Consider the following 15,127-nt stretch of genomic DNA (forward strand, 5'->3'; position numbering starts at 1 on the left):
CTCAGGGCTGCCGGTGCACGGTCAGCAGGGCGATGTCGTCGGTCGGCTGCTCGGTGCCGACGCCGGCCATGATCGCGGCGCAGACGGCTTCGGCGCTGTCCGCCCGTACCGTGTCGGTGAGCCGCTTGATCCCCACGTCGATGATCTCCCCGCGGTGTTCCACCAGCCCGTCGGTGTAGCAGACCAGGGCCGCGCCGGGCGGGAAGTCCAGGATCGTGGTGCAGCGGTGCGGGGCCGGCCGGCCGACACCCAGCGGCGGCCCGACGGGGATCCGCGGTACGACCGCGGGCCGACCGGGCTCGGCCAGGATCGGCGGCAGGTGCCCGGCCAGGGAGACGTGCACGGCGGAGCGGTCGGGCGCGATCACGGCGTAGAGCGCCGTGGTGAGGTTCCCCGTCTCGAAGTGGTGCACCTTGCGGTCCAGCAGGGTCAGCGCCTCGGCCGGGTCGTCGCAGACCAGGGCGTAGGCCCGCAGGGCGCTGCGGACCCGGCCCATCACGACGGCCGAGGCCAGGCCGTGCCCGGACACGTCGCCGATCACCACGCCCAGCCAGCCGGACGGCAGCGGGAAGACGTCGTACCAGTCGCCGCCGATGCCGAAGTCGTGGCCCGGCACGTACCGGGCCGCCAGGTCGATGCCCGGCACGCCGGGCAGCTGGGCCGGCAGCAGGCTGCGCTGCAGGGCCAGCGCCGCCGCCTGGTCCAGCTTGGTGGCCCGGATCTGCCCGGCCAGGGCGGCCCGGTCGGCGACCAGCTGCAGCAGGTGCACGTCGTCGGGGGTGAACACGCGCCGGGTGCGGCTGCCGACGTGCAGGACGCCGACCACGTCGTCGCCGGCGACCATCGGGACGCCGAGCAGGGATCGGATGCCCTGCTGGAGCAGGATCGGGCTGACGACGTCCGCGGCGGTGACCTCGGTCAGGGCGATCGGCTGCCGGAGGTGCGCGATCCGGCCGGCGAAACCCCGGCCGACCGGGATCCGGACACCCCGCCGGAGCTCCTCCTCGAGGCCCTTGGCGGCGGTCACCACCAGCTGCCGGGAGTGGACGTCCAGCAGCAGGATCGTCGCCGTGTCGACCTGGAGCAGGTCCCGGACCCGGTCGAGGAGCTCGTCGAGCAGATCGGCGACCGCCATCCGGGACAGGGCCGTGTCGGTCACGGCCTCGAGCCGGCGCAGCCGCTCCTGGTCCTTGATGTCCTCGCCGCCCAGCACGCCAGCAGCCTAGTGTTCCCGCGGCCGTCGCCCCAGAGCCCCTCGGCCACGTCACCGTCACGAGCGGCCCGCCGGCGGCCCCTCCGGGGCGCGGGGTGATGCGTCCGGCGGGTACCGTTCAGGTGGCCGTTCCGCGCCGGTCACGGCGCGGACATGGTGTCGTGACGGATGGTGGAGACCCTGGTATGAGCACGTCCATGGTTGCCGGGCCCGGCGGGGGCCCGGCCGGTTTCGAGCATCCCGGCCTGCTCTATCGCGACATCGACGAATATCTCGGCGTCACCACCGGCTTCGTCCGTTCGGCGCTGACCGCCGGCGACGCCGTCCTGGTGGCCGTGCCGGGGGAGAGGCTGGCGCTGCTGCGCGCGGCCCTCACCGACGTCGCCGATCGGGTGACCTTCGCCGACATGGCGGTGGCCGGCCGCAACCCCGGCCGGATCATCCCCGGTGTGCTGCTCGCGTTCGCCGCCGCCCAGGCCGGCCGGCGTGTCTCGATCATCGGCGAGCCGATCTGGCGCGGCCGCTCCGACCTCGAGTATCCGGCCTGCGCGGCCCACGAGGCGCTCATCAATGCGGTGTTCGCCGACCGGGACGCCGCGATCCTGTGCCCGTACGACGCCGCGAGCCTCGACGACGAGGTGCTCGGCGACGCCTGGCGCAACCACCCGACGATGATCGAGAACGAGGTGCGCCGGCCCAGCGACCGGTACGCCGACCCGCTGGCCACCGCCGCCCGCTTCAACCGGGCCCTGCCCCCGGTGCCCCCGGACGCGCCCCGCCTGGCCTACGACGGCGTGGACGACCTGCCCGGGGTCCGGCGCTTCGTCGTCCGGCACGCCGGCGCGGCCGGGCTCGCCCCCGACCGGGTGGACGACCTGGTGCTGGCGGTGAACGAGCTGACGGCCAACACCATCGAGCACACCGACGGCGGCGGCACGGTCAGCCTCTGGACCGAGCACGGCATGGCGGTGTGCCAGGTGGACGACCGGGGACACCTGGCCGACCCGCTCGCCGGCCGGGTGCCGCCGCCGGCCCGGGCCGAGGGCGGCCGGGGCCTGGTCCTGGCCAACCAGCTGTGCGACCTGTTCCGGATGCACACCGGCCGCGCCGGCACGAGCATCCGGCTGCACATGTGGCCGTGACGGATCCCCACGGAACCGAGGAGGACGACCGGATGCCGGACACCGCGGACCAGGCCGCCCGGGTCGACGACGTCCACCGCCTGGCGCTGGCCATGCCGCACGTCACCGTCGACCACGCGGCCGGCGGCAACCCGGTCTACCAGGTGGGCGGGAAGTCGTTCATCTTCTTCCGCAACCCGCGGCCGGACGCGGTCGATCCGGTCACCGGCGAGCGCTACGACGACGTGATCGTGTTCTGGGTCGGCTCCGAGGCCGACAAGCAGGCGCTGATCCAGGACGACGCGTCGCCGTTCTTCACCACCGGCCACTTCGACGGCCACCCGTCGGTGCTGCTGCGGGCCTGCCACGTCGGCGAGCTGACCCGCACGGAGCTGTCGGAGATCGTCCAGGACGCGTGGCTGTCCCGCGCCTCGAAGCGGCGGGCCACGGCCTGGCTGGCCGCGCACCCGCCGGCTCGCTGAGCGGCGCGGCGCGACGTTTGGCGCGGCGCCCCCGGCGGGAACCGAGGGGCATCACCGCTCTCGAGGAGGAGCCGACATGGCGATCACCGGGATCATCACCGCCATCATCATCGGCCTGATCATCGGCGCGCTCGGCCGGCTGGTCGTGCCCGGCCGGCAGCACATTCCGCTCTGGCTGACCCTGGTGATCGGCATCGTGGCCGCGTTGCTGGGCACCCTGCTGGCGGCGGCGATCGGCGTCGACGACACCGACGGCATCGACTGGATCGAGCTGATCCTGCAGGTCGCGCTGGCCGCCGTGGGCGTGACGGTCGCGACCGGCCTGACGGGCCGCCGCCACCGCTGACGCGCGCCTCCGCCGGAGCCCCGTGCCGCCCGGCCTGCGCGGTGCCGCCCGGCCTGCGCGGTGCCGCCCGGCCTGCGCGGTGCCGCCCGGGCCGCGGCGGGCCCGGCGGCGCCGGGCCTGCGCCGCGGGCCCGACGGCGCCGGGTCCGCCGCGGCGTATCGGCTTGCCCCGCCCGGGCCGGGTCGTCGATCATCGCCGGATGGCCGCCGACTTCTCCGTCAAGCCCACCCTCGCCGGCCGCCGGGTCGTGCTGCGCCCGTTCGTGGCCGGCGACTTCCCCGCCGTCCGCGAGGCGCTGCGGGACCCGGAGGTGGTCCGGCTCACCGGCAGCCGGCCGATCCTCTGGGACGCGGCCGCCGAGCAGCGGCTGCGCGAGTGGTACGGCACCCGCGCCGACCAGCCCGACCGCCTCGACCTGGCCGTCGAGGAACGAGCCACCGGCGCCTGGGTCGGCGAGGTGGTGCTCAACGCGTGGGACCCGGCCGCGGGCAGCTGCAACTTCCGGACCATGTTCGGGGCCGGGGGCCGCGACCGGGGCCTGGGCACCGAGGCAACCCGGCTGCTCGTCGGGTACGGCTTCGAGCGCCTCGGCCTGCGTCGCATCGCCCTCGAGGTCTACCCGTTCAACCCGCGCGCCCGGCGCGCGTACGAGAAGGCCGGTTTCGTCGCCGAGGGCGTCCGCCGCGCCGCCCTGAGCACCCCGCAGGGCCCGGTGGACGCCACCGTCATGGCGATCCACGCCGCGGACTGGCGGGGTCAGGACCAGCAGGCGTGACCCTCGCGGGCGTCCCCCTCGGTGAGGGTCTGCTCCACCGAGCCGTCCGCCTTGGTGATGACGATCCGCGGCTGCTCCAGGGGACCCCGGGTGAAGGCCAGCCAGGTGCCGTCCGGCGACCAGGACGGGTCCATCTCCCGGTCCTCGTGATCGGTGACCCGCTTCGCGTCCCGCCCGTCGGGGGCGACGACCCAGATGTCCGAGGTCCCGTCGCCGGTGCTGTGGGTGTACGCGATCCGCATCCCGTCCGGCGCCCAGTTCGGGTCCACGCCGGGCCCGCTGTCGCCTTCGGTGATCTGCCGGCCGGGCTCCTGGGGGTCGTTGGCGTTCAGCACGAAGATCTGCGGCTGCCCGTCGACGAGCGTCCAGTAGGCGATCGCCCCGCCGCCGGGTGACCAGGCGGGATCGTCCTTCTTGCCGGGCGCCCGGGTCAGCTGGGTGGCCCGGGCCTCGCCGATCTTGATGACGAAGATCTGCGGGCTGTCGCCGACCCGCCGCAGGAACGCGAGGCGGGTGCCGTCCTGGTTCCAGGACACCCGCCCGCCGGTGGCGTCGTCGACGACCTTGACGGCGTTGCCGCCGTCGGCGTCCATCACCCAGATCGCGTTGCCGCCGTCCGGCCGGTAGCGGATCACCGCGAACCGCTTGCGGTCGCGCGACCACTCCGGCAGCACGTCACCGCCGGTGTTCGCGACCGCAGTGCGGCCGGGCCGGCCGGGCGTGAGCAGGAAGGCCCCGGACTTGCGCGCGGGCCGCTCGGCGCCGCCGGTGTCGACCTGGATGAGCATCCGGGCGGTGGGGTAGGCCGGCGCGCTCGCCGAGGGGGAGGCGGCCGGCGCTGCCGCCCCCGTCTGCCGCTTCCTGTCGTCGCCCCGGGTGAGCGCGATCGCGAGGGTGGTGCCGGCGATCACCGCGAGCGTGACCGCCCCGGCCAGCACGAGCAGCAGGCCGCGCCGCCCGGCCCGCGGCCGGTCACCGCCGGCGGGCGGGGGCAGCGTCCGGCCCGCGTCCGGCTGCGGGAACGTCCGGGTCGGGGGCGCGGCGGCAGAATCCGAGCCCGGTACGGAGGCAGCGCCGCGCGTGAACGCCACCGGGGCAGCCGGACCGTGCACCGTGCCGCCGCTGACCGGGCGGTCGGCGTGCGGGCCGGCGCCGGGCAGGATCCGGGTGGTGCCGGCGTCCCCGGGGGCTGTGGCGGCGGTGATCGCGGTGTGTCCCGGCGGGTGAAGTGGTGCGGTGGCTGCGGGGTCGTCGTGCTCGATGGCTGTGCGGTCGGCTGGTCCGGGGCCCCCGCGGGGGCCGGCTGTCGCCGATTCCGCAGGCCATGCCGGCGCGGCGGATCGGGCGGGGGTGACCGGGTCCCCGGTCGTCAGAGCGCCGGTCGCGGCTGTCGCCGGCACCGCGGCCGCGCGGGCGCCGCCGATTCCGGCTGCTGTGGTGGTGTCCTGGTGGCCGATGGCTGCTGCCGTGGTGGTGTCGGAGTCGTTGATGCCGGCCGCTGCGGTCGCGTCGACCCCGCCGGCCGGGATCGCCGTGGTCGCCTCGGTCTCGCCAGCGCCGGCCGTGCCGTCAGCGCCGGCCGCGCCGGCGGTGTCAGCGCGCTGCCCGGCGGCCGGCCGCCGCCCCTCGACCTCCCGCGGCGGGGGAGCCACCGCCTCGGCGAACGGTGATTCCCCGCCGGTGATCAGCGCCGTCGCGACGGCCGCGCCCATCGCGATGCTGTGCTCCGGGTGCGGGTCGGCGACCACGGGCCGGTCGAACGCCGTCGACAGCAGCTGGCCGACCAGCGGGATCCGCGACGATCCGCCGGCCAGCAGCACCGCGTCGAGCTCCTCCGGGGCCACCTGCGCGGCCCGCAGCGCCCGATGCATCGCCGCCACCGTGTCGGCCAGGGCGGGCGCGATCATGGATTCCAGTTCGGAGCGGTTCAGCCGGATCCGGGTGTGCACGCCGGGCAGCGCCACCGCGATCATGACCTCGGTGTCGAACGACAGCGCCTCCTTGGCCTCCACGCAGTCGCGGCGCAGCCGGGCCAGGGCGGTGACCACCTCGGGCTCGTTCGGGTCCAGGCCCTCGACCCGGTCGCCGAGGACCTCCAGCACGTGCGCGAAGACCGCCTCGTCGAAGTCGGCCCCGCCCAGCTGCTCGATGCCGTCCGGCTCGCCGAGCAGCTGGAAGCCCTCGTCCTCGCGGCGCAGCACGGCCGCGTCGAACGTGCCGCCGCCCAGGTCGTAGACCGCGACCGTCTCACCCGGACCGATCCGGCGCGCGGTGGCGTGCTGCAGCGCGGCCGCCTCCGGCTCGGTGCGCAGCAGCACCGGCCCGGTGTCGGCCAGCCGCAACGCCTGGTCGAGCTGCTCGCGTTTGTACGGCCCCCAGTTCGCCGGGTGCGTCACCGTCAGCACCGCGGGCGGCCCGTCCTGCAGCGCGGTCACCGCGTCCAGCACGTGCCGCAGCAGCTTGGCGGTCAGCGCGTGCGCCGAGAACGGCACGCCACCGGCCAGGATGGGCACCGGGTCGCCGATGCGCCGCTTGAACTCGCGGGCCAGCCGCCCCGGCTCGGCCTGCCCGCGGCGCTCGGCGGCCTCACCGATCAGCAGGCTGCCGTCGGGGCGCACGAACACCAGCGACGGGATCTCGGCCCGGCGCCCGCCCAGCCGGACGACCTCGGTGCGCCCGTCGACGCGGACCGCCGCCGCCGTCTGCGTGGTGCCGAGATCGATCCCCAAGCCGTACTGCATCGCCACAGCTAGAGACCTTAAGGGCAACGCGCCAGGCCGGGCACCGCCGGACGGCCGGTGTCGCGGGTGGTCGCGCCCAGGTCACCCCGCCCGGGTACGGCCACGAGCGCCCCGCTGTCGTCATCCCGACGGGTGAGCGAGGCGGTACACCACTCGGGTGCTCGTCTGCTCCATGCGGTGATCGTGCCGACCGGAGTCGAACGGGTCAGCCGGCGCGGCGTTCCATGATGCGCCCGGTCGCCGGTGTGGGCGAGCGCGTGGCGCAGCAGGGCCCGGCCGTGCGGGGCCGGGGTCAGGAACGCGTCCACCCCGGCGGAGTCGCGCAGCTCGTCCAGCCGGGCGGCGTCGTGGATGCGGGCGACGGCGTCGCAGTCGCTTTTGTCATACCCGCGGATCAGCACGCGGCACATCGTGCCGGCGGGGCCATCCGTTAGCACCTGAGTCACTGAACGTTTCAGCCGTGTTGACAGGTCGTGACCCAGGGATCAACATATCTCCACTGACCTATGGAAGCGCTCCCAGGGAGACCTTCGTGATTCGAACACTCGGCGCTGCCGTCCTCCTCGTGGCCGGTATGACCGCCGTTCCCGCCGCTCCGGCGGCCGCCGCCGACGAGGTCGACCAGGTGGTCAACGGCGGCTTCACCAGCGGCACCGATCCGTGGTGGTCCACCGCGGGCATGCCGATCACCGTGCGCGACGGCAAGGCCTGTGTGGACGTCCCCGGCGGCACCACCAACCGGTGGGACGCGGCCGTGGGTCAGAACGACATCGATCTCGTCGCGGGCGAGACCTACCGGTACTCGTTCACAGCCAGCGGCGATCCCGATGGGCACGTCGCCCGGGCGATCGTGGGGCTGGCCGTCGCGCCGTACGACACGTACTTCGAGGCCTCGCCGGCGCTGACCGTCGCGGGCGACACGTACTCGTTCACCTTCACCTCGACGGTGACCACCGCCCAGGCGCAGGTCGCCCTCCAGGTCGGCGGCAGCGCCGCCGCCTGGGGTCTGTGCCTGGACGACGTGTCGCTGGTCGGCGGCGTGCCGCCGGAGGTCTACGTGCCCGACACCGGCCCGCGGGTCCGGGTCAACCAGGTCGCCTACCTGCCGCGCGGGCCGAAGCGGGCCACGCTGGTCACCGAGGCCACCACCAAGGTGCCCTGGCAGCTGCGGAACGCGGCGGGCGCCACCGTCGCCCGGGGCTACTCGGTGCCGCGCGGCGTCGACGTGTCGTCCGGGCAGAACGTGCAGACCATCGACTTCAGCCGCTACCACCGGCGCGGCGCCGGCTACACGCTGGTCGCCGACGGTGAGACCAGCCGGCCGTTCGACATCGACGCCGCCGCCTACGAGCAGCTGCGCGCCGACGCGCTGAAGTTCTACTACACCCAGCGCAGCGGCATCGAGATCCGCGAGGACCTGCGCCCCGGGTACGCCCGCCCGGCCGGTCACGTGGACGTCCCGCCGAACCTGGGCGACGGCTCGGTGCCCTGCCAGGCCGGTGTCTGCGACTACAAGCTGGACGTCACCGGCGGCTGGTACGACGCCGGCGACCACGGCAAGTACGTCGTCAACGGCGGCATCTCCACCTGGCAGCTGCTCAACCAGTACGAGCGCACCGCGGAGCCGAAGAAGCTCGGCGACGGCACGCTGGCCATCCCGGAGAGCGGCAACAAGGTCCCCGACATCCTCGACGAGGCCCGCTGGGAGCTGGAGTTCCTGCTGAAGATGCAGGTGCCGGCCGGGCAGCCGCACGCCGGGATGGCGCACCACAAGATCCACGACGCCAACTGGACCGGGCTGCCGCTGCTGCCGCACCTCGACCCCCAGCAGCGCGAGCTGCACCCGGTCTCGACCGCGGCGACGCTGAACCTGGCCGCCACCGCCGCCCAGGCCGCCCGCATCTACCGCCGCTACGACAAGGCGTTCGCCGCTAAGGCGCTGGCCGCCGCCCGGACCGCCTACGCCGCCGCGCTGGCCGAGCCGGCGCTCTACGCCCCCGCGTCCGACGGCAACGGCGGCGGGGCCTACAACGACGACAAGGTCGACGACGACTTCTACTGGGCCGCCGCCGAGCTCTACCTCAGCACGGGCGAGAAGAAGTACGCCGACGACGTCCTCGCCTCCCCGGTGCACACCGCCGACATCTTCGCCGCCGGCGCCTTCGACTGGGCCAGCACGGCCGCGGCCGGCCGGCTCGACCTGGCCCTGGTGCCGAACCGGCTGCCGGGCCGCAACCGGGTCCGCGCGTCGGTGGTCGCGGGGGCGGAGAAGTACCTGAAGATCCAGGCCGCGCAGCCGTACGGCGTCCCGTACGCCCCGGTCGGCAACATGTGGGACTGGGGCTCGAACAGCCTCATCCTGAACAACCTGGTCGTGGTGGCGTCCGCGTACGACATCACCGGCCGGGACAGGTTCCGCGCCGGCGTGTACGAGGGCATGGACTACCTCCTGGGCCGCAACGCGCTCAACCAGTCGTACGTGACCGGTTACGGCGAGGTCAGCTCGCACAACCAGCACAGCCGCTGGTACGCCCACGAGCTCGACGCGAACCTGCCCAACCCGCCCAAGGGCTCGCTGGCCGGCGGGGCCAACTCGTCGATCCAGGACCCGTACGCGCAGAGCAAGCTGACCGGCTGCGTGGGCCAGTTCTGCTACATCGACGACATCCAGTCCTGGTCGACCAACGAGCTGACCATCAACTGGAACTCGGCGCTGGCCTGGGTGTCGTCGTTCGTCGCCGACCAGAACTAGAATCCGTGGCGTGATCGACGTCGAGAGGCCCGTGTGGCTTCTCGACGTCGACGGCGTCGTCAACACCACCCGGCCCGGCTGGGGCGCCGCGCCCCGCCGGTCCCTGGTCTGGTCGGCCGCCGACAACACCTCGTACGTGCTGCGCTGGGCGCCCCCGCTGATCGACCGGATCCGCCGGTTGCACGACGGTGGCCGGGTCGAGGTCCGCTGGTGTACGACCTGGTGCCCGGAATCGGAGCGCCTGGAACGCCTGTGGCGCCTGCCCGAGCTGGCCCGCGCCCTGCACGCCGACCCGATGCCCCGCGGCGCCGAGTGCTGGCCGCTGAAGCTGGCGGCGGCCCGCGCCGTGCTCGCCGAGGGCCGCCGCCTGGTCTGGACCGACGACGAGGCGTTGCCGCCGCCCGGCCCGGAGCGCGACGAGCTGGCCGGGGACGGCCGGGCGCTGCTGATCGCGCCGCGCCCGCTGCGGGGCCTGCAACCGGCCGACCTGGACCTGATCGAGAAGTTCGCCGCCGGCCGCCGGATGCCGACCCACCGCGTGGCGGGCCGCCACCGGCTCGGCTGAGCGCCGGCTACGCGCCCGCCACCGGCACGGCCACCCGGTCCGCCGGCTCGCTGACGAAGTAGTCGCTCTTCTTCTGCTGCGCCGTCGTGGAGCACCGTCCCCGCTGCCGCGGCACCTCCACGAGGCGGGGGATGTGCTTGGCGCAGTGGATGTAGGCCTCCTGCACCCGGGCGATCACCCGCAGCCGGGCCCGCCGCCCCGGCGGGGTGTCCGCCGGGCAGTCCGTCTCCTCGACGATCCGCGCGGTGCCGTTGACGTGCAGCCCGATGACCTGGTCGAAGTCGACGAAGAGCAGCCCGACCCGGGCGTTCTCGGTGATGTTGCCGAGGCTGGCCATGACGCCGTTGCCCCGGTACTCCGGCCAGCTGAGGTGTTCCCCGTCGAGCACGCGCACGAATCCGGGCGGGCCGGCCCGGAAGGTGTTGTCGCAGCCGCCGACGAGGTCCGCGGTGGCCAGGAAGAGCATCGTCTGCCGTTCGATGAAGGTCCGCATCGGGTCGTTGAGGTGGTCGAGCATCTGTCGGGCGTGGAAGGCGTCGGCCTGCTGCCGGGTGCCCAAGGTGTCCTGCAGTTCTCGCTCGCCACGGTTCATGATGGCCTTCCTGCCGGCGGGTAGGTCCTGCCCCGTGCCGCACAGTGTCACACCGTAGTCATGCAATTGCGCAGCGTTGCAATTTGCATTGATCATCCGACCCGCGGCGTGGCGGGCGCCGTGAAATAGTCCCGGAGCCGGGCTGTGCGGCCCTCGCGGACGCGGAAGATCTGCACGAGCGAGACCGTCGCGCTCCGCGTCCACCGTGCCGAGAAAGGCCGGCTCGCGGTGGAACGGTGAACAGCTCCGCCATCGCGTCGGGATCATGGGTGATCGCGCCCGCGTACACGTACCGCTGGTAGATCTCCTGAGGAGTCGGCGTCACCTCATGCGCCGAGCACGAAGACGAACTCGGGGACGCCGTCGTCCGGTGGCGGCATGTGCTCCTCCGTCTCGCGGTCACGCCGGAAGCCCGCCTTCTCCAGCACGCGCATCGACCCGGCATTGTGGACGGCCACGTGGGCGTACACCGGCCGGACCGGCTCCTCCTCGGCCAGGAACCGGGCGAGCGCCCGCGTCGCGATGCCGCGACCCCAGTGCTCGCGCCCGATCCAGTAGCCGAGCAGCCGCTGCCCGTCCTGCCCCCAGCTGCCGATGTTGCCCGCCACCCGGCCGTCGGCCACGATCGTCCGGAGCACGGTGGTGTCGTCGGCGCGGATCCTCGTCCAGTGCGCCGCGAACTGTGCTGCGTCGCGGCTCGGGAACGCCGCCATCTCGGCCGCGACCGGATCGGCCTGGTGGCCGAAGAACACGTCGATGTCGCGGTCCTCGACCCGCCGCAGGCGCACCTCGGGGGGTGTGCTGCTGTCTCCGGTCAACTCGCCCTGCCTCACTGTGCCCCGGCCGGTTCTCCCGCGATCGGCTCGCATCCACCCTAGGACAGCGCCCGCCGCGGGGCGGCCCGATACTACGGTTGACGTTATATATCGCCGGAAGTAGTGTCGCGGCATGCAGGAGCCCACCTTCTTGATCCTCACCGCGCTCGCGGCGGAGCCCACCCATGGCTACGGCGTGATCCGCGCCGTCGAGCACCTGTCGCAGGGCGAAGTCGTGCTGCGGCCCGGCACGCTGTACGGCGCCCTCGACCGGCTGACCGAGCAGGGCCTGGTGGAGGTCGACCGGGAGGAGGCCGTCGACGGCCGGCTCCGCCGCTACTACCGGCTCACCGAGCCGGGCGCGGCGGCGCTCGCGGCGCAGGTGAAGCGTCTGCGGCGCAACGCGAACGCCGCCGAGGCGCGGCTCCGGATCGCCTTCGGGGGCGCACGGTGACCGCCCGGCCGGAACGCGGCTACCGGCGGCTGCTCTGGGCCTACCCGCGGGCGTACCGCGACGGCCACGGCGCCGAGATCGTCGCGACGCTGCTCGACATGGCCGAGGCCGGGCACGGCCGGCCGAACGCGGCCCAGAAGCTGCACCTGGTGTACTGCGGCCTGCGGCAACGGTTCCGGCTGCCCACCGGGCGGCCGTACGCGTGGGCCGCGGCCGTGCTCGCGGCGGTCGCCCTGGGAGCGTTCGGGGCCGTCGGCGGCACCTGGCTGGGCTGGCAGACCGCCGCCGAGGTGCCGTCCGACCGCGAGTTGCGCGCGCTCACCGTCGCCATGACCGGGCTGCCCGGCGACGCGGCGCTCTACGCGGAGCCGTCGGCCATGAAGGGCCCGAACAGGCTGGTGCGGGCGGACGGCACGGGCACCTACGCGGCGACCCGCATCCGCGCCGCGTTGGCGGCCGCGGGCTGGCGGATCACCTCGTTCCAGGAGCGGCGGGGCGCCACGCTCGCCTTCGCCGACGACGACATCACGGAGGTACGGATCCCCACCGTGTTCGTCACCTACACGGCCACCAGGGGCGGCCTGAAACTGCGGGGCGACGGCTCGGTCGTCACCGGCGGCGCCGACCGGGGCCTGGCCGGGCAGGCCTCGTACGGCACGCAGGTGTGGCCGCGTGAGGCGGTGGCCGTACGGCCGCTGACGATCGCCGGGCTGCTCGCCGGCGCCCTCGCCGGATGGTTGCTGGCGGCGGCGCTCGCGTACCGGCTGCGCGGCTGCGCCCGACCACGCCGGCAGGCGGCGACGGCGTTGTCCACGCTGGCCCTCGCCGCGGCCGCCGTCCCCGGGTACGCGCTCTACCGGGACGCGTACCAGGTGATGGTCTACGACCACGGCTCGCCGAACCCGTACATCGTGTACAGCCCGAGCGACCAGCTGCCGGTCCTGCCGGGCACAGTCATCGGCCTGCTCGCCGTCGCCGCGGCTCTCGTGGTGGTACGGGCCCGCCGGGAGCCGCCCGCCGTCTCCGTCACCGGATGACCACGCCGGCTGCTCCGGTCCGGCCCGGGGCAGCTGTCGTATCCCGGCCGTACCGTTCGTGGCTACGGTGAACGGCCGCCCACGAGGGCGCTGTCACTACCGCGAGAGGTGCGGACCATGCCACACCCACCGGCCAAGGTCCACCGCATGTTCGAGCTCGTCGAGCCGATCGCCACCGTCACCTTCTCCGAGGTGCCGAACGAGGCGTTCCTGGCCGTCGGCATGCGCAACTACTGGGACGGATACTTCGCGGGCCGCGCGGCGCCGCTGGGGGAGGCGCCGGCCGGGGTGGTGCACGCGGTCTTCTACAACTTCGCCGACGGCGAGGTGGCCCGCCACATCCCGTGGGTCTGGGGCCGGATCACCCCGCGGGAGGCGATCGCCGTACGCGAGCGGGGAAGTGCCGCCGCGCTGCGGCAGATGATCGGCGAGCTCGCCGGCTCTCCCGGCCTGGCGCGGTTGGCCGGCCTCGCCACCCGGGCCGCGGTCAGCGCGCCGACCGAGGGCCGAGCGCTGTACGCCGGGCTCCGGGCGCTCGTCGTGCCCGAGGAGCCGGTGGCCCGGCTCTGGCACGCGGCGACGCTGCTGCGGGAGCACCGCGGGGACGGCCACAACGCCGTCCTGCTCGGCCACGGCATCGGCGGCACCGAGGCCCACGTCTTGCTCGCTCTCTCCCTCGGCATGAAGGCGGAGGAGTTCGGCCGGACCCACCACCTGCCCCGGGCCCGGCTGACCGCCGTCGTCGACGGCCTGCGCGACCGCGGCCTGGTGGACGCCGCCGGCGGCTTCACCGACGCCGGCCGGCGGACCCGGGAACGGATCGAGGCGCTCACCGACGAGCTGGCGGCGCCCGCTTACGACGTGCTGAGCCCGGCCGAGCTCGACGAGCTGATCACCGGGCTGGAGCCGATCGCCGCCGCGGTGGAGGCCGCCGACGGCTGAGCACGGGCATCAGGCGCCGCTCGCACGCCAGCCGGTGCGTACCCGGCGGCCGGTCCGATTGCCGTCAGATCCGCCGGTCGCCGGTCACCCGGGTCGCATACTGCATCCCTGCTCTCCGAGGGGAGGGAAGGCGATGAGCGACTGGCCCGGATGGACGGCTCTCGTGGTCAGTGTCGGAACTCTGGCCCGGGGCGAATATCTGCGGGCCCAGGGCAATGCCGCCGCCCGACGGGCCCTCGTCGACGACGTGCTGACCACCTACGAAGCCTCTGACCTGTTCAAGCCGGAGCTGCCGGACTTCGATGCCAGAGGGCTGGTGGATTCCGCGAACAGCTGGAAGGAGAAATGCCGGGTGGCCCGGCAGGCGGTCGGCCGGCGGTCTCCACTGCACGGCGACCTCGCGGTCTGCATATCCTCGGCAACGCGGTTCCGGAACGAGGTCGACAAGACGATCCTCGCCAGGTATCCGGACCGGCACACCGACCAGCCGGTCTACGTCTACGGCGAGGACCAGGACCGCCTCAAGGCCCTGATCGGCGAACTGGTGACAGCGGTATCCGCGCCGATCCACCACATGAGAGATCCACGCCCCCGGTGATCCGGCCCGCCCTTAATCGGGTGTGTCGCCGGCGGCCGCCCACTAGCCTCACCAGCCATGCAGAGCGCCACCCTACGCACCGAACGCCTGGAGCTTCGCCCGGTGCGTGACGAGGACATCGACCGGATCCTGCGGTACCGCAACCTGCCCGAGGTCAATCGCTGGCTCCTGCGCACGCAGGTCGACCCGGCCTCCTACCGCGCGGCGTGGCGGCGTGCGGCCGAAGACCCCGACGACCACAGCAAGGCGGTCGTGCTCGGCGCCGTGGTCATCGGAACCGTCTCGCTCGAGGTGGTCGACGGCATGGGCCAGCCCGGCATGCCGCAGCGGACGGAGGCCGGCCTGGGCTACGTCTTCGACCCGGCCTACGCCGGCCGGGGCTACGCGACCGAGGCGGTGACCGCGATGGTGGCGTACGCGTTCGACCGGCTGGGCCTGCGACGGATCACCGCCGGCTGCTTCGCCGACAACCTGGCGTCGGTCAGAATCCTCGAAAAGGTGGGCCTGCGCCGCGAGCAGCACGGCGTCGCCGACTCGTGGCACGCCGAACTGGGCTGGCGAGACGGCTACACCTACGCCACCCTCGCCGAAACATGGCGCCAAAACCCAACGCCGTAACCCACCAACCCACCCACCAACCCACCCACCAACCCACCCACCAACCCACCCACCAACCCACCCACCAACCCACCCA

General features: G+C 73.9%; 16 protein-coding genes. 11 read left to right on the forward strand and 5 right to left on the reverse strand.

Annotation, left to right across the window (positions count from 1 at the left end):
* Nucleotide 1: 1 nt before the first annotated feature.
* Nucleotides 2-1,213: a PP2C family protein-serine/threonine phosphatase gene (locus tag Ani05nite_RS24075; RefSeq protein WP_239130553.1), complete on the reverse strand. Its 1,212-nt coding sequence runs from the start codon at nucleotides 1,211-1,213 to the stop codon at nucleotides 2-4.
* 185 nt (nucleotides 1,214-1,398) lie between these two features.
* On the opposite strand from Ani05nite_RS24075, the gene Ani05nite_RS24080 reads away from it, so the two are divergent.
* From Ani05nite_RS24080 to Ani05nite_RS24095, 4 genes are all read left to right on the forward strand, one after another.
* Nucleotides 1,399-2,355, forward strand: coding sequence for a sensor histidine kinase (locus Ani05nite_RS24080; protein ID WP_239130554.1), 957 nt, complete (start codon nucleotides 1,399-1,401; stop codon nucleotides 2,353-2,355).
* 32 nt (nucleotides 2,356-2,387) lie between these two features.
* A complete protein-coding gene (locus Ani05nite_RS24085) occupies nucleotides 2,388-2,816 on the forward strand; it encodes an MmcQ/YjbR family DNA-binding protein (RefSeq protein ID WP_203771705.1) in 429 nt (142 codons plus the stop codon).
* 76 nt (nucleotides 2,817-2,892) lie between these two features.
* Nucleotides 2,893-3,162, forward strand: coding sequence for a GlsB/YeaQ/YmgE family stress response membrane protein (locus Ani05nite_RS24090; protein WP_203771707.1), 270 nt, complete (start codon nucleotides 2,893-2,895; stop codon nucleotides 3,160-3,162).
* Between the two features lie 199 nt (nucleotides 3,163-3,361).
* On the forward strand, nucleotides 3,362-3,937 hold the full coding sequence (locus Ani05nite_RS24095; protein WP_203771709.1) for a GNAT family N-acetyltransferase: 576 nt from the start codon (nucleotides 3,362-3,364) through the stop codon (nucleotides 3,935-3,937).
* On the opposite strand, the gene Ani05nite_RS24100 is transcribed toward Ani05nite_RS24095, so the two are convergent.
* On the reverse strand, nucleotides 3,919-6,678 hold the full coding sequence (locus Ani05nite_RS24100) for an Hsp70 family protein (protein WP_203771711.1): 2,760 nt from the start codon (nucleotides 6,676-6,678) through the stop codon (nucleotides 3,919-3,921). The two genes, Ani05nite_RS24095 and Ani05nite_RS24100, sit on opposite strands and share 19 nt — an antisense overlap.
* A gap of 17 nt (nucleotides 6,679-6,695) precedes the next feature.
* Nucleotides 6,696-7,079: a hypothetical protein gene (locus Ani05nite_RS24105; RefSeq protein WP_203771741.1), complete on the reverse strand. Its 384-nt coding sequence runs from the start codon at nucleotides 7,077-7,079 to the stop codon at nucleotides 6,696-6,698.
* Between the two features lie 173 nt (nucleotides 7,080-7,252).
* Here Ani05nite_RS24105 and Ani05nite_RS24110 point away from each other — a divergent pair, with 173 nt between their 5' ends.
* Entirely contained in the window at nucleotides 7,253-9,430 is a 2,178-nt protein-coding gene (locus Ani05nite_RS24110; RefSeq protein ID WP_203771736.1) for a glycoside hydrolase family 9 protein, read from the forward strand.
* 10 nt (nucleotides 9,431-9,440) lie between these two features.
* Complete coding sequence (locus Ani05nite_RS24115) at nucleotides 9,441-9,995, forward strand: HAD domain-containing protein (RefSeq protein WP_203771713.1); 555 nt, start codon at nucleotides 9,441-9,443, stop codon at nucleotides 9,993-9,995.
* Nucleotides 9,996-10,002: 7 nt separating this feature from the next.
* Here the strand turns inward: Ani05nite_RS24115 and Ani05nite_RS24120 are convergent, their stop codons facing one another.
* Nucleotides 10,003-10,587 carry a pyridoxamine 5'-phosphate oxidase family protein gene (locus tag Ani05nite_RS24120; RefSeq protein WP_203771715.1) on the reverse strand — a complete coding sequence of 195 codons (585 nt, stop codon included), beginning with the start codon at nucleotides 10,585-10,587 and terminating at the stop codon, nucleotides 10,003-10,005.
* Nucleotides 10,588-10,913: 326 nt separating this feature from the next.
* Complete coding sequence (locus tag Ani05nite_RS24125) at nucleotides 10,914-11,405, reverse strand: GNAT family N-acetyltransferase (RefSeq protein WP_239130555.1); 492 nt, start codon at nucleotides 11,403-11,405, stop codon at nucleotides 10,914-10,916.
* A 130-nt stretch (nucleotides 11,406-11,535) separates the two neighbouring features.
* Here Ani05nite_RS24125 and Ani05nite_RS24130 point away from each other — a divergent pair, with 130 nt between their 5' ends.
* The 5 genes from Ani05nite_RS24130 (at nucleotide 11,536) to Ani05nite_RS24150 (ending at nucleotide 15,051) form a co-directional block, all read left to right on the forward strand.
* Nucleotides 11,536-11,856, forward strand: a complete 321-nt coding sequence (locus Ani05nite_RS24130; protein ID WP_203771720.1) for a PadR family transcriptional regulator — start codon at nucleotides 11,536-11,538, stop codon at nucleotides 11,854-11,856.
* Nucleotides 11,853-12,893, forward strand: coding sequence for a hypothetical protein (locus Ani05nite_RS24135; protein ID WP_203771722.1), 1,041 nt, complete (start codon nucleotides 11,853-11,855; stop codon nucleotides 12,891-12,893). The genes Ani05nite_RS24130 and Ani05nite_RS24135 overlap by 4 nt, the downstream gene beginning before the upstream one ends.
* Before the next feature lie 117 nt (nucleotides 12,894-13,010).
* The gene (locus Ani05nite_RS24140) at nucleotides 13,011-13,835 is read left to right on the forward strand and encodes a MarR family winged helix-turn-helix transcriptional regulator (protein ID WP_203771724.1); all 825 of its coding nucleotides are present in this window, start codon (nucleotides 13,011-13,013) and stop codon (nucleotides 13,833-13,835) included.
* A gap of 133 nt (nucleotides 13,836-13,968) precedes the next feature.
* Nucleotides 13,969-14,433, forward strand: coding sequence for a hypothetical protein (locus Ani05nite_RS24145; protein ID WP_203771726.1), 465 nt, complete (start codon nucleotides 13,969-13,971; stop codon nucleotides 14,431-14,433).
* Nucleotides 14,434-14,490: 57 nt separating this feature from the next.
* Complete coding sequence (locus Ani05nite_RS24150) at nucleotides 14,491-15,051, forward strand: GNAT family N-acetyltransferase (protein ID WP_203771728.1); 561 nt, start codon at nucleotides 14,491-14,493, stop codon at nucleotides 15,049-15,051.
* Nucleotides 15,052-15,127: the final 76 nt, after the last annotated feature.

It is taken from the genome of Actinoplanes nipponensis, assembly GCF_016862275.1.
GTDB classification, from domain to species: Bacteria; Actinomycetota; Actinomycetes; order Mycobacteriales; family Micromonosporaceae; genus Actinoplanes; species Actinoplanes nipponensis.

Bases quoted from the DNA above. Each gene is read 5' to 3' on its own strand.
- Ani05nite_RS24130 (WP_203771720.1), top strand. From the start codon at position 11,536: ATGCAGGAGCCCACCTTCTTGATCCTCACCGCGCTCGCGGCGGAGCCC.
- Ani05nite_RS24110 (WP_203771736.1), top strand. From the start codon at position 7,253: ATGACCGCCGTTCCCGCCGCTCCGGCGGCCGCCGCCGACGAGGTCGAC.
- Ani05nite_RS24095 (WP_203771709.1), top strand. From the start codon at position 3,362: ATGGCCGCCGACTTCTCCGTCAAGCCCACCCTCGCCGGCCGCCGGGTC.
- Ani05nite_RS24140 (WP_203771724.1), top strand. From the start codon at position 13,011: ATGCCACACCCACCGGCCAAGGTCCACCGCATGTTCGAGCTCGTCGAG.
- Ani05nite_RS24120 (WP_203771715.1), bottom strand. From the start codon at position 10,587: ATGAACCGTGGCGAGCGAGAACTGCAGGACACCTTGGGCACCCGGCAG.
- Ani05nite_RS24090 (WP_203771707.1), top strand. From the start codon at position 2,893: ATGGCGATCACCGGGATCATCACCGCCATCATCATCGGCCTGATCATC.
- Ani05nite_RS24145 (WP_203771726.1), top strand. From the start codon at position 13,969: ATGAGCGACTGGCCCGGATGGACGGCTCTCGTGGTCAGTGTCGGAACT.
- Ani05nite_RS24080 (WP_239130554.1), top strand. From the start codon at position 1,399: ATGAGCACGTCCATGGTTGCCGGGCCCGGCGGGGGCCCGGCCGGTTTC.
- Ani05nite_RS24085 (WP_203771705.1), top strand. From the start codon at position 2,388: ATGCCGGACACCGCGGACCAGGCCGCCCGGGTCGACGACGTCCACCGC.
- Ani05nite_RS24100 (WP_203771711.1), bottom strand. From the start codon at position 6,678: ATGCAGTACGGCTTGGGGATCGATCTCGGCACCACGCAGACGGCGGCG.
- Ani05nite_RS24150 (WP_203771728.1), top strand. From the start codon at position 14,491: ATGCAGAGCGCCACCCTACGCACCGAACGCCTGGAGCTTCGCCCGGTG.